General features: G+C 64.7%; 17 protein-coding genes. 6 read left to right on the forward strand and 11 right to left on the reverse strand.

Going from position 1 to position 20860, the window contains the following annotated elements; all coding sequences use genetic code 11:
- Window positions 1-12: 12 nt before the first annotated feature.
- The 4 genes from IB273_RS15005 to IB273_RS15020 form a co-directional block, all read right to left on the reverse strand.
- The gene (locus tag IB273_RS15005) at window positions 13-3183 is read right to left on the reverse strand and encodes an autotransporter domain-containing protein (RefSeq protein ID WP_225610200.1); all 3171 of its coding nucleotides are present in this window, start codon (window positions 3181-3183) and stop codon (window positions 13-15) included.
- A 681-nt stretch (window positions 3184-3864) separates the two neighbouring features.
- Window positions 3865-5793 carry a dihydrolipoyllysine-residue acetyltransferase gene (gene aceF / locus IB273_RS15010; RefSeq protein ID WP_192224392.1) on the reverse strand — a complete coding sequence of 643 codons (1929 nt, stop codon included), beginning with the start codon at window positions 5791-5793 and terminating at the stop codon, window positions 3865-3867.
- Window positions 5794-5804: 11 nt separating this feature from the next.
- Window positions 5805-8453 (reverse strand): pyruvate dehydrogenase (acetyl-transferring), homodimeric type, encoded by a 2649-nt coding sequence (gene aceE / locus IB273_RS15015; protein WP_192224393.1) that lies wholly within the window; start codon window positions 8451-8453, stop codon window positions 5805-5807.
- 196 nt (window positions 8454-8649) lie between these two features.
- Window positions 8650-9621 (reverse strand): sensor domain-containing diguanylate cyclase, encoded by a 972-nt coding sequence (locus tag IB273_RS15020; RefSeq protein WP_081518521.1) that lies wholly within the window; start codon window positions 9619-9621, stop codon window positions 8650-8652.
- Window positions 9622-9961: 340 nt separating this feature from the next.
- On the opposite strand from IB273_RS15020, the gene IB273_RS15025 reads away from it, so the two are divergent.
- Window positions 9962-10558 (forward strand): histidine phosphatase family protein, encoded by a 597-nt coding sequence (locus IB273_RS15025; RefSeq protein ID WP_225605925.1) that lies wholly within the window; start codon window positions 9962-9964, stop codon window positions 10556-10558.
- On the opposite strand, the gene IB273_RS15030 is transcribed toward IB273_RS15025, so the two are convergent.
- From IB273_RS15030 to IB273_RS15040, 3 genes are all read right to left on the reverse strand, one after another.
- A complete protein-coding gene (locus IB273_RS15030) occupies window positions 10545-11117 on the reverse strand; it encodes a hypothetical protein (protein WP_081518520.1) in 573 nt (190 codons plus the stop codon). The two genes, IB273_RS15025 and IB273_RS15030, sit on opposite strands and share 14 nt — an antisense overlap.
- A 73-nt stretch (window positions 11118-11190) precedes the next feature.
- Window positions 11191-11565 carry an NUDIX hydrolase gene (locus IB273_RS15035; protein WP_081518519.1) on the reverse strand — a complete coding sequence of 125 codons (375 nt, stop codon included), beginning with the start codon at window positions 11563-11565 and terminating at the stop codon, window positions 11191-11193.
- A 239-nt stretch (window positions 11566-11804) separates the two neighbouring features.
- Window positions 11805-12710: a LysR family transcriptional regulator gene (locus IB273_RS15040; RefSeq protein ID WP_081518518.1), complete on the reverse strand. Its 906-nt coding sequence runs from the start codon at window positions 12708-12710 to the stop codon at window positions 11805-11807.
- 100 nt (window positions 12711-12810) lie between these two features.
- Between IB273_RS15040 and IB273_RS15045 the strand changes: the two genes are divergently transcribed.
- The 3 genes from IB273_RS15045 (at window position 12811) to ycaC (ending at window position 15139) form a co-directional block, all read left to right on the forward strand.
- Entirely contained in the window at window positions 12811-13677 is an 867-nt protein-coding gene (locus IB273_RS15045; protein WP_192224394.1) for a pirin family protein, read from the forward strand.
- Between the two features lie 97 nt (window positions 13678-13774).
- Window positions 13775-14461, forward strand: a complete 687-nt coding sequence (locus tag IB273_RS15050) for a hydrolase (RefSeq protein ID WP_081518516.1) — start codon at window positions 13775-13777, stop codon at window positions 14459-14461.
- Window positions 14462-14512: 51 nt separating this feature from the next.
- Window positions 14513-15139 carry an isochorismate family cysteine hydrolase YcaC gene (gene ycaC / locus IB273_RS15055; RefSeq protein ID WP_081518515.1) on the forward strand — a complete coding sequence of 209 codons (627 nt, stop codon included), beginning with the start codon at window positions 14513-14515 and terminating at the stop codon, window positions 15137-15139.
- Between the two features lie 47 nt (window positions 15140-15186).
- Here ycaC and IB273_RS15060 read toward each other — a convergent pair whose 3' ends face one another.
- On the reverse strand, window positions 15187-15468 hold the full coding sequence (locus IB273_RS15060; RefSeq protein WP_081518514.1) for a hypothetical protein: 282 nt from the start codon (window positions 15466-15468) through the stop codon (window positions 15187-15189).
- Window positions 15469-16141: 673 nt separating this feature from the next.
- On the opposite strand from IB273_RS15060, the gene IB273_RS15065 reads away from it, so the two are divergent.
- A complete protein-coding gene (locus IB273_RS15065) occupies window positions 16142-16723 on the forward strand; it encodes a hypothetical protein (protein ID WP_081518513.1) in 582 nt (193 codons plus the stop codon).
- Between the two features lie 38 nt (window positions 16724-16761).
- Here IB273_RS15065 and IB273_RS15070 read toward each other — a convergent pair whose 3' ends face one another.
- On the reverse strand, window positions 16762-18048 hold the full coding sequence (locus IB273_RS15070) for an OprD family porin (protein ID WP_192224395.1): 1287 nt from the start codon (window positions 18046-18048) through the stop codon (window positions 16762-16764).
- A 194-nt stretch (window positions 18049-18242) separates the two neighbouring features.
- Here IB273_RS15070 and IB273_RS15075 point away from each other — a divergent pair, with 194 nt between their 5' ends.
- Entirely contained in the window at window positions 18243-18533 is a 291-nt protein-coding gene (locus tag IB273_RS15075; protein ID WP_192224396.1) for a DUF6021 family protein, read from the forward strand.
- A 480-nt stretch (window positions 18534-19013) separates the two neighbouring features.
- On the opposite strand, the gene phnX is transcribed toward IB273_RS15075, so the two are convergent.
- A complete protein-coding gene (gene phnX, locus IB273_RS15080) occupies window positions 19014-19841 on the reverse strand; it encodes a phosphonoacetaldehyde hydrolase (RefSeq protein ID WP_192224397.1) in 828 nt (275 codons plus the stop codon).
- Window positions 19842-19943: 102 nt separating this feature from the next.
- Window positions 19944-20804 carry a LysR substrate-binding domain-containing protein gene (locus IB273_RS15085; protein ID WP_151187626.1) on the reverse strand — a complete coding sequence of 287 codons (861 nt, stop codon included), beginning with the start codon at window positions 20802-20804 and terminating at the stop codon, window positions 19944-19946.
- Window positions 20805-20860 lie beyond the last annotated feature (56 nt).

The following is a 20860-nucleotide window of genomic DNA, read 5'->3' on the forward strand; positions in this document are numbered from 1 at the left end:
GGGGAGGGTGGGTCAGAAACGCCAGTCCAGCGACAGGTTGCCCGACACCGAGTTGTAGCCGGTGCGGAACAGATCACTGGCAACCCCGGCGCCGATGTCGACGTTCTCGCTGAGCGAGTAGCGGACGTTGCCGCGCACGCCCATGGAGTCGCGGTCCATGACGGTGTTCTTGCTGCGGAACGAGGAGCCCTGGTAGGTGGCGAAGGTCGCGTCCTGGATCAGGTCGGTGTTCAGCAGTTCGTGGTTCCAGGTGACCTGGCCCTCGGCCTTGATGGCGCGGCCGCCTTCGAGCGGGAAGTTCATCGCGCTGTTCAGGCCGATGCTGGAGCGCAGCGAATCGAACTGCTGCGATTCCAACTTCAGGGCCGAGCCATCGGCGCCTTTCTCGTGGGTGCCGTCGCGCCACAGGCTGGTGTAGGTCAGGGTGGCGATCGGACCCAGGCTGACGTTCTCGTTCAGCTGGAAGCGATAGCCGCCCCCGCCGACCAGCGACGCGCTGGTGCCGGTCCAGTCGGCCTTGTTGCGCGCGGAGTAGTCGTCGAAGTCGATCTTGCGCTTGAGTTCACCGCTCTCGTAGCCGACGCGGGCGCTGCCGAGCAGGTAGCTACCCGCCATCGGGTCTGCGGCGTAGCGGGCGTGAACACCCAGCTCCAGCGCCGAGGTGTCGCCACTGCCGCGCTGCGGGTCTTTCAGGCTGACGTTCTGCTTGCTGGCGGCACCGTGCAGGCCGACGATCAGCGCGCCGTCGCTGGAGGCGGCGGTTTCTGCACCGAAGATCACGCCGTAGCTGTCGGTGGTGTAGCCCACGACATCGTGATCGCTGTTCTGCCGGGAATTGCCGCCGAAGGGCTGGATGAAGGTCTGCCACTCATCGTCACGCAGCGTGCCCGGTTCGCGGGCGCTGATGGCGTCGGCCACCTGCTGCTCGCGCTGCAGCGAACTGGCCATCATGGCGCTGTAGGCGGACGGGGAGAGCTGCTCCAGCGCCCTGGCGATGGTGCTGCCGTCGGGGTTGGAGAAGTCCAGGGTGGTGTAGAGCTTCCGGGTGTCGCTGTTGGCGTTGGCGGGGACGTCCCGGCTCAGGGCCTCGCCGACGGCGCGGCCGTTCTGGCTGGTGGCGTACTGGCTGTAGGCGTCGCTGGCGCGCTCGAAGCGCAGCAGGTAGGCGCCGTTGCTCTGCGGGGTCGCCAGCAGGGACAGGGAGGGCGATGGGGACAGGCTTTCCACCTGGTCGAAGGCGCCGCTGGTGGAGGTGGCGGTCAGCAACTGGCGGGAGCTCATCGACCATTGCGGCGAGTACCAGCCGCGCTGCGGCGCGACGCTCAGGCGACCGGCGAGGCTGGCGTTGCCGTTGACCTTCAGGGTGTCGTGCAGGCCTTTGTCGTTGACCTCCGCCAGCAATTGACCGGTGTCGGTCTGCTGGTAATCGCCGTCCACCGTCAGGGTGCCGAAGGAGTTGCCCGGCGCCACGGTGCCACGGTTGGTGAAGGCACCGTTGTCATTGATCGTGTAGGTGCTGTTGCCGGAGAGGGTTGCGCCTTCGCTCACGTTGACGGCGTAGAGCTCCTGCTCGCCGCCGAGGGAGGTCTCGCCGCCGCGCAAGTTCAGCACCAGGTTGTTGCTGCCCTGGATGTCACCGTTGTAGGTCATGCGGAAGTTCGGGTCGGCCTGGTCCAGAGCATGGCCCTGACCGTCGTTCAGCAGACCGAAGTTCAGCTCTGTGTAGCGCCACTCGACGTTGTTCCAGGTGTTGTAATTCGAGTAAATGCCGCCCTCCAGCTGGGCGCCGGCGAGAATGTTGATCCGGTTGACCAGCGCCGAGTCCTCGATGAGGATCGCGGCGCTCCTGCCCGCCAGGCGGCCGCTGATGTCGACGTTGTTGACCAGCGCGCCCATGAGCTCGGGCAACGGATTGGGGAGCACCCTGCTGTCCTTGAACTGGAAGTAGGAGCCGCGATATTCCGAACCTTCCCCGAGGCTGCCCACCAGGTTCTGGCCGAAGCTGAACTTGGCGGCGACACCGCCTTCCCCCAGGGCCTCGATATCGCCGCGCTGGACGAACTCATGATTCTTGCCATAGGCGAACAGGACGCCCACCCCGTTCTCGCCGTCAGCATGGATGCGCGTGCCCGGCTCGACCACCAGCGTGTTGCCCTCGCCGTCGATGCGAACACCCGCCGCACCGGCGCCGCGGGTCAGAAGATCGGCCTGCTGGAAGATCTGGTTGTAGCTGCCGTAAACGTGCAGGCCCAGGCCGAGCAAGGTCTGGCTGTAACTGCCCACCAGATAGCGGGTGCCGGAAGGGTCGCGCTGGAAGTAACCATTCTGGTTGTAGAGCGTCTGGTTATCGCCGTAGACCGAATAACCGAACAGGTCGCGACGGTCGATCTGGTAGCCCAGGTCCTGCAACGCCGCCAGTTCCGCCTCCGTGAAGGTGGTGTAGTTGCGGTAATTCTGGTGGCTCATCAGGCTGTTCTTCAGCTCGATGTGGCTCATGTAGTCGTCATCGACGCTGCCATCGGCGGAGCGTGCGCGGACCGGAAGGCCCGGCATGGCACCGGCCAGGACGTCGGAGACGTTCTTCCCGGTGAAGTAGCCCTGGTCCTTGCGGAGATCGAAGCCGTCCGGATCGTAGTCGTTGTCGCAGCCCGTGCAGAGCACGACCTGGTTCGGGCGGGCCGGGTTGCCATTGTCATCGCGCAGGTGGCTTTCCCAGAGGCTGAGCTGCTTGTCGAAGTAGGGGGTGTCGGAGTTTTCACCGTCCTTGTCGGCGACCGAGGTCATTACGCCTAGAGCGTGAGCCAGTTCGTGAGACGCGGTGGCAGCCAGATCGAAAGCCCCGGTGCGCGGTAATTGAGATGGCTGGTAAGACTGGGTATCGAACTTCAACTTGCCTATCAGGAAGAAGCCGTCGGCCCCGTACTGATCGGGACTGCGGCTTTTACCGGTCAGCGCGGCCTGTAACTGGGTGATGCTGGGGGATTGATCCTCGCTGTTGGGATAACTGGTGCCCGCTGCGTTATCTTCATTGAAGGTGCCAACGTTGATGGTGGCGGGGAGTTGCCCGGCGTTCGGCTTGATTACCGTTGCCCAGTATTTCACTCCCGCTTCGATCTTCGCCTTCTGGTCCGAATTCAGGTTCCAGATCGAGGAGCGGTTGTCCTTTTTCTCCGGGTCGAACATGAACACGCCATCTCCCACATCGTAGAAGTTGATCTTGAATATGGGCGCGCCTTGGGGTGTTTGAATGTCCCTGGTTTCCAGGGCGAGAACAGATGAGCCGGGCAATAAGGCTGCCAGGGATATGGCCAGGGAAATTCTATTTCTCGCAAATGACTTCTTCATTTTTATCTCCGCTGTTTTTAGAAATACCCCTGTCGAAAAAAGTCGTGGCGACTTTCTCGACTGATCAATTGCCCCTTCAAAAGTACCCGCGTCTTTCGAGAGTTGCGGAATAGAGCGGGTGCTCGAATGTGGGGGGTTGATGGGAGTTTCGAAATCACACAGTGGAGTGGCAACTGGAGAGATTGGGTAAGTTCCGTGGGTATTTTCTGATGATGTGTGCTTATGGAACTATTGGTGGGGCTGAGAATTTGAAGTGCGTGGGAAGTTTCTTTGATTTCTATTGAAAGGTTACTTGTGGGGGAGATAATTCGATGCGGGTGTTTTTACGGGTGAATGGGGGTTGTTGCAGGGAGGCAGAAATATGCGCCCTGATGGCTCGGGCTGAATAGCCAATCGGTTGTTTCACCCAGTTGGCGGGCTGCACACAATAAGGAGTGGTAAGCCAATCCTGGGCGGGAGACCCGGCACAAGAGCGTGCCGGGTCGATCTGAGGGCCGGTGTGATACCCACCGGATGCGCTTACAGCAACAAGTTTCGAATATCCCCCAGCACTTCCCCCAGTCGCCGGGTGAATCGCGCTGCCGCAGCCCCGTTGATTACCCGGTGGTCGTAGGACAGCGACAGCGGCAGCATCAGCCGGGGCTGGAAGACCTTGCCGTCCCACACCGGCTGGATGGCTGCCTTGCTCACACCGAGGATCGCCACTTCCGGCGCGTTGACTATGGGGGTGAAGCCGGTACCGCCGATGTGCCCGAGGCTGGAGATGGTGAAGCAGGCACCCTGCATGGCGTCGGCGGATAGCTTCTTCGTCCGCGCTTTCTCAGCCAGCTCGGCGGCCTCCAGCGCAAGCTGCAGCAGCCCCTTCCGGTCGACGTCGCGGATAACCGGCACCAGCAGGCCGTCCGGCGTGTCCACGGCGAAGCCGATGTGCACGTACTTCTTGCGGATCAACGCCTTGCCACTGGGGGCGAGGGAACTGTTGAAGTCCGGCAGCTCGCGCAGCAGGTGGGCGCAGGCCTTGAGCAGGATCGGCAGGATGGTCAGCTTGGTACCGGCCTTTTCCGCCGCCGCCTTCTGCGCGATGCGGAAGGCCTCCGCCTCGGTGATGTCGGCAGATTCGAATTGCGTCACATGGGGCACGTTCAGCCAGCTGCGGTGCAGGTTGCTGGCGCCGACCTGCATCAGGCGGGTCATCGCCACTTCCTCGGTTTCGCCGAACTTGCTGAAGTCGATCTCCGGGATCGGCGGGATGCCTGCGCCACCGGTTGCTCCTGCAGCCGCACCGGACTTGCTGCGTTGCAGCTGCTCCTTCACGAACGCCTGCACGTCTTCCTTGAGGATGCGGCCCTTGGGCCCGCTGCCGGTGACTTGCGCCAGCTCGACACCGAACTCGCGGGCGACCATGCGCACGGCGGGGCCCGCATGCACCTTGGTGCCGTCGCGGCTGGGCGCACCCACCGGGGCGACGTCCGGCGCCTTGGGCGGTTCGGCTTTCGCCGCTGGAGCAGCGACTGGTTTTTCTGCGGCGGCTGCGGGAGCCGCCGCTGCGCCCGCCACTTCCAGGTCGAGTATCTCGTCGCCTTCCTTGAGGGTGTCGCCGATCTTCACCTTGATCGCCTTCACCACGCCCGCTTTCGGCGCCGGAATCTCCATGCTGGCCTTGTCGGATTCCAGCGTCAGCAGGCTCTGGTCGGCCTCGATGCGGTCACCCACCTTGACCATCAGTTCGATGACGTTGCCCTGGCCGTTGCCGATATCGGGCACGCGGATGCTCTCCACGCCGCCACTGGCAGTCGGGGCGGGCGTTGGCTTTTCTTCCTTCGCCGGAGCCGGAGCAGAGGCGGGCGCCGCCGCGGCCGGCGTGCTGGTCGTAGCAGCGCCGCCCTCGGTTTCCAGTTCGAGGATGTCGTCGCCTTCCTTGAGGGTGTCGCCGATCTTCACCTTGATCGCCTTCACCACGCCCGCTTTCGGCGCGGGAATCTCCATGCTGGCCTTGTCGGACTCCAGCGTCAGCAGGCTCTGGTCGGCCTCGATGCGGTCACCGACTTTGACCATCAGTTCGATGATCTCGCCCTGGCCATTGCCGATGTCCGGCACCTTGATGGTTTCCACGCCGCCACCGGAAGGCGCAGGTTGAGGCGCCGGCGCTGCGGCGGGCTGGGGGGCCTCGGCGGCAGGTTGGGCCGGTTCCTCGGCCTTGGCTTCGGCGCCGCCGCCTTCGGCTTCCAGTTCGAGGATTTCATCGCCTTCCTTGAGGGTGTCGCCGACCTTCACCTTGATCGCCTTCACCACGCCCGCTTTCGGCGCGGGAATCTCCATGCTGGCCTTGTCGGACTCCAGCGTCAGCAGGCTCTGGTCGGCTTCGATGCGGTCGCCGACCTTGACCAGCAGTTCGATGACTTCACCCTGGCCGTTGCCGATGTCGGGTACGCGAATGGTCTCGCTCATCGTGCCTCTCCTCAGCAGTCCAGCGGGTTGGTTTTTTCCGGGTCGAGGCCGAACTTCGCGATGGCCTCGGCCACCACTTTCGGCTCGATGTCGCCGCGATCGGCCAGGGCCTCCAGCGCGGCGAGCACCACCCAGTGGCGGTCGACCTCGAAGAAGTGGCGCAGCTTGGCGCGGGTGTCGCTGCGGCCGAAGCCGTCGGTGCCCAGGACCTTGAATTCCTTGCTCGGCACCCACTGGCGAATCTGGTCGGCGTAGACCTTCATATAGTCGGTGGACGCCACCACCGGCCCGCGCCGTCCGCCCAGGCACTGCTCGACATAGCTGGGCCGTGGCTTCTGTCCTGGATGCAGGCGGTTCCAGCGCTCCACCGCGAGGCCGTCGCGGCGCAGCTCGTTGAAGCTGGGCACCGACCAGACGTCCGCACCGATGCCGAAGTCGTCACGGAGGATTTTCGCCGCCGCTTCCACCTCGCGCAGGATGGTGCCCGAGCCGAGCAACTGCACATGGTGAGCGGCGGCACGCTTGTCCTCGTCGAGCAGGTACATGCCCTTGATGATGCCTTCCTCGGCGCCCTTGGGCAGCGGTGGGTGAGGGTAGTTCTCGTTCATCACGGTGATGTAGTAGAAGACCTCCTGCTGCTCCTCCATCATCTGCCGCACGCCTTCCTGGATGATCACCGCCAGCTCGTAGGAGTAGGTCGGGTCGTAGGTGCGGCAGTTGGGGATGACCGAAGCCAGCACGTGGCTGTGGCCGTCCTCGTGCTGCAGGCCTTCGCCGTTGAGGGTGGTGCGCCCGGCGGTGCCGCCCAGCAGGAAGCCGCGCGTCAGGCTGTCACCGGCCGCCCAGGCCAGGTCGCCGATGCGCTGGAAGCCGAACATCGAATAGAAGATGTAGAACGGCAGCATCGGCTGGCGGTAGTTGCTGTAGGCGGTGCCGGCGGCGATGAACGAGGACATGGCACCGGCCTCGGTAATGCCTTCTTCGAGGATCTGGCCCTTCTTGTCCTCGCGATAGAACATCAGCTGTTCCTTGTCGACCGGCTCGTAGAGCTGGCCCACCGAGGAGTAGATACCGAGCTGGCGGAACATGCCTTCCATGCCGAAGGTGCGTGCCTCGTCGGGAATGATCGGCACGATGCGCTGGCCCAGTTCCTTGTCCTTCACCAGCTGCGAGATGATCCGCACGAAGGCCATGGTGGTGGAAATCTCGCGGTCGCCCGAGCCATCGAGCAGCGCCTTGAGCGTCTCCAGCGGCGGTGCCGGGATGCGCTGGCTGTTGCCGTGGCGGTGGGGCATGAAGCCGCCCAGGGAAGCGCGACGCTCCTTCAGGTAGCGCGCCTCGGCGCTGCCTTCGTCGGGGCGGTAGAAGGGCAGCTTGGCCAGGTCCGCGTCCTTGATCGGGATGTCGAAGCGGTCGCGGAAGGCGCGCAGGCTGTCCACGTCGATCTCGTGGATGTTGTGGGCGATGTTCTTCGCCTCGCCGGTGCCGGTGCCGTAGCCCTTGATGGTCTTGGCCAGCACTACGCTGGGTTGGCCCTTGTGGTTCACCGCGGCGTGGTAGGCGGCGTAGACCTTGTAGGGATCGTGGCCGCCGCGGTTGAGCTTCCAGATTTCCTCGTCGGAGAGGTCCTTGACCATCTCCAGCAGCTCCGGCCGCGCGCCGAAGAAGTGCTCGCGGACAAAGGCCCCGTCCTTGGCCTTGTAGTTCTGGTAGTCGCCGTCCACCGCCTCGTCCATGCGCGCCTGCATCAGGCCGGCGGTATCCTTGGCGAACAGCGGGTCCCAGAAACGGCCCCAGATCACCTTGATCACGTTCCAGTTGGCGCCACGGAACACGCCTTCCAGTTCCTGGATGATCTTGCCGTTGCCGCGCACCGGGCCGTCCAGGCGCTGCAGGTTGCAGTTCACCACGAAGATCAGGTTGTCGAGCTTCTCGCGCCCGGCCAGGGAGATCGCGCCCAGGGATTCCGGCTCGTCGGTCTCGCCATCACCCAGGAAGCACCAGACCTTCTGCTTGCCGGCGGGAATGAAGCCACGACTCTCCAGGTACTTCATGAAGCGTGCCTGGTAGATCGCCTGGATCGGCCCCAGGCCCATGGACACCGTCGGGAACTGCCAGAACTTCGGCATCAGGCGCGGGTGCGGATAGGAGGAAATGCCCTTGCCGTCGACCTCCTGGCGGAAGTTCTCCAGTTGCTCGTCGGTAAGCAGGCCCTCGATGTAGGCGCGGGCGTAGAAGCCCGGCGAGGCGTGGCCCTGGAAGTAGATCAGGTCGCCGGCGTGTTCCTCGGTGGGGCCGTTGAAGAAGTAGTTGAAGCCGATGTCGTAGAGGGTCGCCGAGGAAGCGAAGGTGGAAATGTGTCCGCCCAGCGACGGGTCCTTGTGGTTGGCGCGCATCACCATGGCCAGCGCGTTCCAGCGCACCAGCGAGCGGATGCGCCGCTCCATGAACAGGTCGCCCGGCATGCGGGCTTCGTGGCCTACCGGGATGGTGTTGCGGTAAGGCGTGGTGATGGCGTAGGGCAGTTGCGTGCCGGTTCGGCTGGCCAGCTCGCCTAGGCGAGTCATCAGGTAGTGGGCGCGCTCTTCGCCTTCTTTTTCCAGTACGGATTCCAGCGCGTCCAGCCATTCCTGGGTTTCGACGGGGTCGATATCGTGCATGGTCAGGGGTCCTGGTTACGGGGTCGGCTCTACGCAATGCCGGCTCCGGGCCAGGTGATCCATCGATTTGGCGCAGTGGGCGGCAACCCTCGTGAGGCCGCCGCGCTGCCGCCGGCACGCGCGTGTGGCTATAGAGCTTAGACAGCTCTGGCGCCACTGCCCGTCCGGTTGGTCGAGTCAGGACGTCGCAGCGGGGTTAGCGAAGCGAGTCACGCCGCAGATCGTCGCCCCGACTCCAGTGCGCGGCCACCAGCCGGTCGCGTCCGGCCTGCTTGGCCTGGTAGAGCAGGCGATCCACCGCCGCGACAAAGTCCAGCGGACGGTCGCTGGAGGCGGGCACGGCGGTACCGACGCCCAGGCTGATGGTCAGCAGGTCGGAGACGGCAGACTTCTCGTGGGCAATGCGCTGCTCGCGCAGCACGCTACGGCAACGTTCGGCGATCTGCCGCGCGGCCTCGCTGTCGGTCTCCGGCAGCACCAGCACGAACTCCTCGCCACCGAAGCGTGCGATGAAGTCCCTGGGCCGATGCAGCGCGCCGGCCAGCGCCTTGCCGACGCTGCGCAGGCAGTCGTCGCCCTGGATGTGCCCGTAGTGATCGTTGAACTGCTTGAAGTAGTCGATATCCAGCAGCACCAGCGAGATCGGCTGGCCGCTGCGCTGGGCGCTGCCCCATTCGGTGTCCAGCACCGAGTCGAACATGCGCCGGTTGGCCACGCCGGTCAGGCCGTCCTTGTACGAATACTCCTCCAGCTGGCGCTGCAGCATGATCAGTTGCTCTTCGGCGCGCTTGCGCTCGCTGATGTCAAACATGAAGCCGACCAGCGAATCCACCTCGCCATTGTCATCGCGCACCACGTGCACCACGTCGCGGATCCACACGTAGTCACCGGAGGAGGTGAGGGCGCGGTAGTCCGCCTCGTGGTCGGTGCCCTCGCGGGACTGCGACACGCAGAAGTTCACCACGCGCTCGCGATCCTCCGGGTGCATGCGCTCGGCCCAGTCGTTGGCGCTGACCCAACTGGCCTGGCTCCAGCCCAGAAGGTCTTCGATCTGTGGGCCGATGTAGGCGAAGGTCATGGATCGCCAGTCGATTTTCCAAGGAATGGCACGGGTGGATTCGAGCAGGGTCTGGTAGACGGGATTTTCCGGGGAGGCGTCGTACGGCATGGCGGCGGCTCTCTGATGGCACTGTGCCTTGTTCTACCACAGTGCGATGACCGAAAGCCGGCTGATTGCGTCAGCCGGCAGTATGAAAGCGGCGGGGCGACGGACGGTCGTTTCTGACAGAGACGGATTCTTCAGCAATTCATAACGGGTTCTTCACGAATCCGGCGATAGGGTTTGCTTGCCCGCCATCTGACAACCCCGCAGTGCGATGGTCATCCCAGGGATGGGTCGGGCCTCCCTCCTTCGAAGAGGGAACGGACGCGGACCCTTTTCCAGCTGCACGGCCTGAACCATGCCCATCCCGAAGTTCTTCAGATCACTGTCTCGCGGTTGGTTGTCCTTGCTGGCAATCCTCCCGGTGATCGCCCTGCTCAGCGGCTTCCTGCCCCTGGACTTCTCGCGGCCGACTCCGCTGGTAGGCGATGCCCAGCGCCAGGCGGAATTGCGCGAGCACTGGCAGAACGGCGATCTGATCGTGCTGGTGCGTCACGCCGAACGGTGTGACCGTTCCAGTGCGCCCTGCCTGGGCAATGTCGATGGCATCACCGTGCGTGGCGGCCAGAGTGCCCATGCCATCGGCCAGGACTTCGCCACCCTCGGCCTGGCCAATGCCGACATCCTCAGCAGTGAACAGCTGCGGGCGGTGCAGACCGCCACCTCGATGTTCGGCCGCACGCCGCAGGAGCAGCCCTGGCTGTACAAATGCGAAGGCTCGATGCTGGACCAGGCGCTGCAGCACAAGGTGGCGCACCGCAACCTGATCCTGGTGACCCACAGCGAATGCATCGAAGACCTGGAACACTCGGTGAGCGTCGACGACCCGGCAACCCCGGACTACGCCTCGACGCTCTTCGTGCTCAGTGAAACCGACAAGAGCCCGCGCCTGCTCGGCTACCTCGACGCCGACCAGTGGCCGCTGAACGTCAGCGGGCGCTGATCTGGCTGGGCGTGGCGCCCAGCCGGTAACGTTGCAACTCCTCCGGGGTCAGCACACGCATGCGCTGCGGATCGATGCTCTGCATGGTGTCGGCCAGTTCCAGCGGAATGTCCATGTCGCGGAAATAGGTGCGGGCGTTATAGCTGCCCGCCGCCTGGGACGAATCGCCGGCGGGGTAGTAAGGGCGATGCAGCCCCACATAGCCGCGCACCGTGCGGTGCTTGCCGGCGGCCAGCAGGTAGACGCAGGAGCCCTGGCAGACGCTGTTGGTCGGCACCAGGGTCTCGAAGCCGGATTCGCGCAGCAGGCGGCCCATCTTGATCGATTCGGCGGCGCTGCCCCCGATGCTGTCCAGCAGGGCCACCTTGCGGGCGAACTTGCCCGGGTTGGCCATCAGCCCCTTGAACAGGCGCTCGTAGTCGCCCGGAGCGATTTCCTCGCTGATCCGTACCGCCAGCACTTCGCCCACCTTGGAATGCTGCACGGGCTTCACCTCGACCTGGGCGACGGCAAGGCCGGAGGACAGCGCAAGGGTGCAAAGCAGGGCAGCGCGAAGCATGGGGGTAAATCCTGTACGGGCGTCTTATAGGAAGGCGCTGAAGATACCCTGATACGCGGCGTCCGTCAGCCTGTCAGCTGGCCTTCAGGCAGGTGCGCAGCAGGCGGCGTGCCGACTTGTTGACCCGGCGGCGCTCCAGTTCTTCGGGCGCGAACCAGCGGCAGTCGGCGATCTCGTTCAGGGGCGTGGGCTGCTGCGCCGGGTCGACCGGCGTCTCGAACACGTAGTGCAGCGTCTGGTACAGCTCCAGCGGCGCGACGTAGTTCAGCTGTTCGATTGCCAGCCCGGTTTCCTCGATCAGCTCGCGGGTGGCGGCTTGGCCGGGGCGTTCGTCGGCCTCGATGCGGCCGCCGGGGAGGTTCCATTTCGACTTGGATTTGCGCACGAAGAGAATCTTGTCGTCGAGGCGGCAGATAACCGTTGCACGCTCTTTCAGGTTCTTAGCCATACCGGCTGCTCCTCGACATTCTTCCAACAGTATTCAGGGTAGACATTAATCAGAGATTCCCAACCAGATGAACTGGTTACGGCGTTTATGTCGACAAATGGTAAGGATTGGTCGCTGGAAAGGTATGTCAGGGCTTTCTGAAGAAATGCTCGTCCTATTCCTGACTCGTATTTCCTTCAGAGTCGACCCGTGTTCTGGGTTGAAGTGCGAACTTTCTGTCCGGCCTGGAAGACGCCTACTTAGGACATGTCGCTCTTCTCGAACTCCTCGCCCAGAAAATCGAGCAAGGTTCGTACCGACGGCAGCAAGCCACGCCGCGAAGGGAACACCGCATGGACCACGCCGGTGCGTGGCGCCCAGTCGGGCAGCAGGTTCACCAGCTTGCCGTCATTCAGGTCATCGCAGACCACCACGGCAGGCATGTGCACCGCGCCGGCGCCCGCCAGCGCGGCCTGACGCAGGGCGACCAGATCGTCGGTGACCATTCGCGGCTGGTAGCGCACCTGCGCGCTGGCGCCCTTGGGGCCGTCCAGCAGCCACTGGTATTCGCGCTGCACCACGCCCCAATGCAGCGTCGGCAGGGCGGCCACGTCGGCGGGCGTCGGCCTGGCTGGCAGGCGCTCGCGCAAGGCCGGGGCACCCACCACACGCTGGCGGCTTTCGCCCAGCACCTTCATCACCAGGTCGCTGCTTTCCAGTGGCGGGAAGCGCACCCGCAGGGCGATGTCGATGCCTTCCTGGATCAGGTCCACCTGGCGGTTGGTGCTCTGTACATGCAGCTCCACCAGCGGGTACTGCACCATGAAGCGCGCCAGCATCGGGCCGACCCAGAAGTTCAGCAGCGCCGTGGGGCAGCTCAGGTTCACCACCCCGCGCGGTTCGGAACGGTGCTGCTCGACGGCCTCGGTGGCCGCCGCCGCTTCCACCAGCATCGCCACGCAGTGCCGGTAGAACACCTGGCCTATCTCGGTCACCGAGAAGTGCCGCGTCGAACGCTGGATCAGCCTCACGCCCAGACGCTCCTCCAGCGCGGCGATGCGCCGGCTGAGCTTCGATTTGGGCTCGTCCAGGGCACGGCCGGCCGGGGTGAAACCGCCGTGCTCGACCACCTGGGCGAAGTAATAGAGGTCGTTGAGATCGTCCATTCCAGTGTTCCTCTTGTGGAACACTGATACTAATTTTTGCCGTCTACCGAGGCAATTGTTCCATCCGTATCGTGACCTCCATGCACTACAGGAGGCACCCATGAAACAGATTCTTGGCATCTACAGCGCCGCCCGGCCGCACTGGGTCGGTGACGGTTTTCCGGTTCGCACGCTGTTTTCCTACGACAGCCTGGGCGAGCACCTCAGCCCCTTCCTGCTGCTCGACCATGCCGGCCCCCACGCTTTCGGCCCCAGCACGGTGCGCCGTGGCGTCGGCCAGCACCCGCACCGGGGCTTCGAGACCGTGACCCTGGTCTATCACGGCGAGCTGGAGCACCGCGACTCCAGCGGCGGTGGCGGCCGCATCGGCCCTGGCGACGTGCAGTGGATGACTGCCGGCGACGGCATCCTCCACGAGGAATACCACTCGCCGGACTTCGCCCGCAGCGGCGGCAACCTGCACATGGCCCAGCTCTGGGTGAACCTGCCGGCCCGCCACAAGCGCACCGCACCGGCCTACCAGACGCTGCTGGCCGGTGACATCCCGCGCATCGAACTGGCCGACGGCGCCGGCAGCCTGCGGGTGATTGCCGGTGACTACGCTGGCCACGCCGGTCCGGCCCACACCTTCAGCCCGCTGGATGTCTGGGACCTGCGCCTGCAGCCCGGTCGCCCGTTGGAACTGGCCGTCAAGGCGGGGCGCAACACCGCCCTGGTGGTGCTGCGCGGCAACGTCGGGCTGGGCGGCGGCGAAACGCTGCGCGAAGGCCAGCTGGCGCTGTTCGACCGGCGCGGCGACAGCCTGCAGCTGGAAGCCGAGAGCGATGCCCTGGTGCTGCTGCTCAGTGGCGAGCCGCTGGACGAGCCCATCGTCGGTTACGGCCCCTTCGTGATGAACAGCGAAAGCGAAATCCAGCAGGCCATTGCGGACGTCCAGAACGGACGTTTCGGACAGATGACCCGCTGATGTCATACCCCCGACTCAGGCCTCGCCTAGTCTGGATGAACGCCCGCGCAGGAGGCGCGGGTTTCTTGGGCCGGACGCCCCTTGTGGAGACCACGACATGAGCCACTTCAACCAGATTGCCAACTTCAACGGCCAGCGCCCGGTTATCGATCCCGACGACACCGCCATGCTGCTCATCGACCACCAGAGCGGGCTGTTCCAGACGGTCAAGGACATGCCCATGACCGAACTGCGCAATAACGCCATCACCCTGGCGAGGATCGCCACCCTGGCGAAAATCCCGGTGATCACCACCGCGTCGGTGCCGCAGGGGCCCAACGGCCCGCTGATCCCCGAGATCCACGAGGCCGCGCCGCATGCGCAGTACGTGGCGCGCAAGGGCGAGATCAACGCCTGGGACAACCCCGAATTCGTCGCCGCCGTCGAGGCCACCGGCAAGAAGACCCTGGTCATCGCCGGCACCATCACCAGCGTATGCATGGCCTTCCCGGCGATTGCCGCGGTCAACGCCGGCTACCGGGTCTTCGCCGTGATCGACGCCTCCGGCACCTACTCCAAGGCCGCGCAGGAAATCACCCTGGCGCGTGTCGTCCAGGCTGGCGTGGTGCCCATGGATACCGCCGCCGTCGCCTCGGAAATCCAGCGCACCTGGAACCGCCCCGACGCCGCGCAGTGGGCCGAGGCCTACAGCCTGATCTTCCCGCACTACCGCCTGCTGATCGAAAGCTACACCAAGGCCCAGCAGGTGGTGACCGAACACGAAGTGCTGGACTCCCAGCGCTGAACCGACCCTTGCCCGGCTCCGGCCGGGCTTTCACTGCAACGAGGAAACGCCATGAGCAAGCCCTACGTCCGTCTCGACAAGACCCAGGCCGCCGTACTGCTGGTCGATCACCAGGCCGGTCTGCTCTCGCTGGTGCGCGACATCGAACCGGACAAGTTCAAGAACAACGTCCTGGCCCTGGCCGACCTGGCCAAGTACTTCAAGCTGCCGACCATCCTCACCACCAGTTTCGAGAACGGCCCCAACGGCCCGCTGGTTCCCGAGCTGAAAGACCTGTTCCCCGACGCGCCCTACATCGCCCGTCCCGGCAACATCAACGCCTGGGACAACGAGGACTTCGTCAAGGCGGTGAAGGCCACCGGCAAGAAGCAGTTGATCATTGCCGGCGTGGTCACCGAGGTCTGTGTGGCCTTCCCGGCGCTGTCGGCGCTGGAAGAGGGCTTCGAGGTCTTCGTCGTCGCCGATGCCTCCGGCACCTTCAACGAAGTTACCCGCGATGCTGCCTGGCGCCGGATGGAAGCGGCCGGCGCGCAGATGATGACCTGGTTCGGCGTGGCCTGTGAGCTGCATCGCGACTGGCGCAACGACATCGAAGGGTTGGCCGCGCTGTTCTCCAACCACATCCCGGACTACCGCAACCTGATCACCAGCTACAGCACGCTCACCGCCAAGAAGTGAGGCAGCGCCGTCGGGTCGGCGCAGCGAGGCCGACCCGGCGGCGGAGCTTATCGATCCAGTGGCCCCGCCTTGTAGCCGGGGCGCTCCAGGGCCAGTTCGTAGAGTTGGCGGGCTTCGCTGACCAGTGGCGCCAAGGCGGAGGCGAGGCGGGCGGTGGCGCGGATGAGGCCGCTGTCGCTGTCGTCTTCCATCAGTTGCAGCAGGTCTTCGACCGCAGTGATGCGGCGCAGGGCGGCTTCGCGCAGGTGTTCGACCGGGGCCAGGGCGTTGATGAAGAGGACTTCTTCGCCGAATTGGCCGGTCAAGGGGACTGGGAGGAATTCACGCATGGGGCACCTCCGGAGAGAGCGTCGACTTGCGTGGTGAGAGAAGGCGGGGCGCGGGGGTAAAAAAGGGATAGTTCATGTCAGCCACTACTTGGTCTAAGGATCAAGAAGCCACCAATCAACCTTCCTACGGGTAAAGAGAGGCGGACCGTGCAAGGGTAGGAATGCCGGGACCAAGGAACCGGTAGGCCGAAGCCTCCATGCACGGCCGCCATAGACGCACGAAAGTGCAAGGCGGATTTCGCCTGCAATCGTGACTACAAAGTTGCCGTACCTTGATCCTTATATCCCGGGTTCCTACGCCCGACCGCGATGAACTGCGGCGAACCAGAGGCTAGGGACGGCGCTCGTAGGCCCGCAAGGCTAATGGCTCGTGGGACTTTTCGGTTGCTGGCGGCGATCCCGAGCCAGGACATTGCCGACAGAGTGAAACGGGTCTCATCCGTTCCCCCAGCATGTAGGACCATTCGCCTTGCAGGAGTGGCACCCTGGTGTTCGCCCTTGGAAGTCGCATAGCGCCGCAATGGATTTCGCGGAGCTGGCTTCGGGCTAAAGGATGTGCACCACAATTCTGCAATCTCGCCGGCTGTCCCTCCCGCTTCCAGGCTCCGCCCGTAGCTACGGGGCTTAGCATCCGTGCGGTCTACCGCCACACGTTGCAAGAGGGGGCCTGCGGATGCCCGGTACCGAGTTCCAATGGCTGGCTGTCGTCTTCGGCATGTTGACGGGGCTTGGTGTCACCCGGCTGCTGTCTGGCGTTGTGGCGACGCTGCGTTCACGGGCGACCTCGAAGATCGATTGGTTGCCGCTGATCTGGAGCGCCTCGCTCTTCCTGATGCTGCTCGAATATTGGTGGAGCACCTACTCCCTGAAGTCCCTGATCAATGTCTGGACATACAACGAGTTTCTGCGACTGCTGGTATCGCCGCTGCTGCTGTTCTTCAGTGCGGCGCTCATTCTGCCGGTTCACGAGCTGAAGGCCGGCGAGACTCACCAGGAGGTATTCGAATCCCACGGGCACTGGGCCCTCCTCGGGTTCAGCGCCTATTACGCCGAATACTTCTGGGAAGCGGCGAGGTACTGGGACAACCAATGGTTCAGCGGTTGGGGCGTCTTCATGGTGGTGATCATCCTGTTGCCGATCATCGCCTTCTTCAGCTCTCGCCGAGTCCATCTGGTCATCGCCACGGCCATCCTTGTCATTCAGGTACTGGGAATCTCAGTGGATTTTGGCGAGCTTCAGGACGTCCGTTTCTAAGGCGAAAGGCGGCCGCGGCCGCCCCGCTGACCTGCAGATCAGAGCATCGAGAAGTTGTAGCTGGCGATCAGCCGCACCTCGTCCACATCGCGCGCCGACTGTTCGTAGTTGGTGCGGTAGGTGGCGTTGCGCAGGCGCAGGCTGAGGTCCTTGAAGGTGCCGGTCTGGATCACGTACTTGAACTCCACGTCGCGCTCCCATTCCTTGCCCTCGTCGCCGTTGGCCAGGGCGATGTGGTCGCCGTTGACGTAGCGGGTCATGAAGCTCAGGCCGGGCACACCGACGCTGCGCAGGTCGAAGTCGTAGCGCAGTTGCCAGGAGCGTTCCTGGGCGTTGGCGAAGTCGTTCACCTGCACGTAGTTGGCGAGGTAGGGGTTGCTGCCGTCGAGGTAGGGCATGGAGCTGTCGCCGCTCATGCGCTGCCAGCCGGCGCTGAGGATATGGCCGCCCTGGGCATAGGCCAGCAGCAGGCTCAGCGCGCGGTTGTCGATCTCCCCGGCGCGGGCCGAGCCGTCGTCGTCGCTGTCGAACCAGCGCAGGTCGGCCGTGACCTTCCCTGCACCCAACGCCTGCTTGCCGACGATGCCGACGTAGCGCTGGCGGTAGACGTTCTCCAGCCCGCCCTGGGCGTACTGCAGCAGGAGCTGGTCGTTGACCTGGTAGTCGGCCTGGTAGGAGTCGAAGCGGTTGCCGGTGGTGTCGCAGGCGTAGCGCTTGTTCTTGCAGTTCAGGCGCACGTCCTGGGCATCGGTGGAGTCGCGCGCGGTGTAGCGCTCCAGGCGTGTGGCGGTGAGCTTGAGGTGGGCGATTTCCTCGCTGGTCAGCTGCGCGCCGTGGAACATGTTGGGCAGCAGGCGGCCGTCGTTGTACTTGAGCAGCGGCATGTCCGGCAGCATCGCGCCGTACTTGAACTGGGTGTGGGAGACGCGCAGCTTGCCGGTGACGCCGGCCTTGGCGTACTGGTCTTCGGAGTGACGCGGGTCGTGGCCGCTGGAGGGCAGCAGGCCGCTGTTGCTGTCGGCGGGGCTGGAGTCGAGTTTCACGCCGAGCATGGCCAGGGCGTCGACACCGAAGCCGACGGTGCCTTCGGTGTAGCCCGACTGCAGATTGAGAATGAAGCCCTGCGCGGTTTCCTCACGCTTGGAGGCACCCTGCGGGTTGGACGAGCTGCCGTCGCGGAAGTCGCGGTTGAAGTAGAAGGTGCGCGACTCCAGGCGCGCGCTGCTGTCCTCCAGGAAGTCGGCGCTGGCCGGGGCGGCGATGCCACCGAGCAGGGCGAGGGCGCTCAGGCGGGCGAGCGGGCTGGAGGAGAGGGGCGAGGGCATGCAGTGACTCCGGGGGCGCTAAAAAAGCGCGCGAAGGTGTCACAGATGGGCGGTCGGGTCTTTGCGACCATGGTCTAGATCGGGGGTTTTCGCCTGGGCGAATCCACCGGCGGTACCGTCGGACAATCGGCTGAAACCTTCGGCGCAGCCCCGCGTCCACCGTCATGCCATTACCCGAACCGCTGGAGGTGAACATGAAAGGCCACGGTGAAATCACAGAGCGCCCGGGCGTTGCCCCTGAACGCTGGCCGGACAGGTCCAGCCCCGGCGACAAGCGCGGGCTGCCCGGCTACCCGCAGCGCCAGGTGCCCCTGGGTGGTTCGCGGCATATTGATCCGGAGCTGGGTTTCGACCCGGATTCGCCGGACCTCGCCGACCCGCAGATCGACCCGCCGCATCCGCCCCACGCTCCCCACGACGGCCCGGACCCACAGCGCCAGCGACGCGTGCCGGGGGACAAATATCCGCCGTATTCGGGGCACTAGAGCAACGGCAACGGCCCCTCACCCCAACGCCGTAGCTCCCTTGAAAGCACTTGTCGGATGGGTTCAACTGGTGAGTGATCAGCAGGCCGGTTTCCGCTGGACGCTCTTTGTAGGATGGGTAGAGCGGAGCGATACCCATGCTGATGGCGCGTGGGCGTGATGGGTATCGCTGCGCTCCACGCCATCCTACGTCGAGTTCAGCTGGTGAGTGATCAGCAGGCCGGTTTCCGCTGGACGCTCTTTGTAGGATGGGTGGAGCGGAGCGATACCCATGCTGATGGCGCGTGGGTGCGATGGGTATCGCTGCGCTCCACGCCATCCTACGTCGACTTCAGCTGGTGAGTGATCAGCAGGCCGGTTTCCGCTGGACGCTCTTTGTAGGATGGGTGGAGCGCAGCGATACCCATGCTGATGGCGCGTGGACGTGATGGGTTTCGCTGCGCTCCACGCCATCCTACGTCGAGTTCAGCTGGTGAGTGATCAGCAGGCCTGCGGCATCTCTCCCCGCGCCAGGCGCTCGTTGATGTCGGCGATCACCGCCGGCAGTTCGGCGATGGTGTCGATCAGGTAGTGCGGGCGCGAGCCTTCGAACATCTGGCCGATGCGGCGGCGTTCCTGCTCCAGTTTCTCCGCCGGCAGCGCCTTGTACTGCTCATAGGTCAGACCCAGGGCGTTGCCCGAGCAGGTCAGCGCCACGGTCCACATGCCGGCACTGCGGCCTTCGAGGATGCCCGGCCAGGTGTCATCGACCTTCACGCAGGCCGCCACGTCGTTGATGCCCAGGGCAATCACGTTGGCCAGTGCCTGGGCCGGGTGCGGACGGCCGTTGGGCACTTCATCGGTGGCCACCACGTGGTCGGCGACGTAGCCGTTGGTCTTTGCCAGGGCGACGACCTTCTCCATCACCACCGCGGGGTAGCCGGAGCAGGAACCGATCTTCAGCCCTTGCTTGCGCAGCGCAGCGATGGCATCCAGCGCGCCGGGAATCAGCGCCGAGTGCTCGGCGATCTTCTCGATCTGCAGCGGCATGAAGCGCTCGTAGATGGCGGTGACGTCGTCATCGGTGGGCAGGTGGCCGAAGGCGGCGCGGTAGCGTTCGCCGATGGCGGGGATGTCGCACAGGGTGCGGATGTGGTCCCACTTGCCCATGCCCATCGGGCCGCGGGCTTCTTCCAGGCTGACCTGGACGCCGAACTCGGCGAAGGCTTCGACGAATATCTGCGTCGGCGCGAAGGAGCCGAAGTCGACCACGGTGCCGGCCCAGTCGAGGATGGCGGCCTGCAGTTGCTTGGGTTGCTGGTAGTGCATGGTGATGCTCCTGTGAGGGGATTACTTGTGAAATCGAAGGTGAGCGCAGCCCGCCCGGCGTGGTGGCAGGCTCGCGGTTTCAGGGTTGGTCCGGGTTGCAGGTCAGGCCGTGGAGTCGAACAGCTCGGCGATGATCGGCCGCTTGCGGCGGATGCCCAGGCAGCACAGGTAGTAGCTGATGTGGAACGGGTCCTCGGCGAAGGCGATGGAGCGCGTGCCCGGCCGGTCGGCGTACTCCACCGCCGAGACGAAGCCCACGCCGATGCCGTGTACCACCGCATGCACGATGGCCTCGCGGCTGTTCAGCTGCATCGCGCAGTCCAGCTCCACGCCGTGCTGGCGACAGCCTTCCTCCACCAGCTGACGGGTACGCGAGGCCGGCTCGCGCAGTACCACACGCTCCTTGGCGATCTCCTGCACGCTGACCGATTCCTGCCGTGCCCAGGGGTGGTCGTCGCGTACCACCGCGAGGATCGGGCAGGTGCGGTACAGCTGGGTGCTCAGGCGCTGGTCGAACTCGGAGAGGGCGAGGATCGCCACGTCGATGTCGAAGTTGTACAGCCGCTCCAGGGTGCCGGCCTCGCTGGTGAAGGAAGTCTCCAGTTCGATGTCCGGGTAACGCTGCATCAGCGAGTAGGTCAGGCTCATGGCGATCGGCGGCGACACCGCGCCGAGGCGCAGCATGCCCTGCTTGCGCTGCTGGAAGCTCTGCAGCAGTTGCAAGGCTTCGTCCTCCTGGCCGAACAGGCCCTGGGTGATCGCGTAGAGCTGCTGCCCGGCCGGGCTCAGCTCGATGAAGCGGCCGCGGCGGTGGAACAGCTCCACGGAAAAGCGCTTCTCCAGCCCGCTGACCTGCTCGCTGATGGTCGGCTGGCCGACGCTCAGCAGCGCCGCGGCCTGGGTGAAGCTGCCGGTGCGGGCCACGGCATGAAAGGAGCGCAACCACTTGTGGTACTGGTACATGGCTTCTCTTTTTATCGGGGGCGTCTGGCATCGGGGCTTGCCACATGGCCGTGCCC

The sequence above is a fragment of the Pseudomonas sp. PDM19 genome, from assembly GCF_014852215.1.
Lineage (GTDB): Bacteria > Pseudomonadota > Gammaproteobacteria > Pseudomonadales > Pseudomonadaceae > Pseudomonas.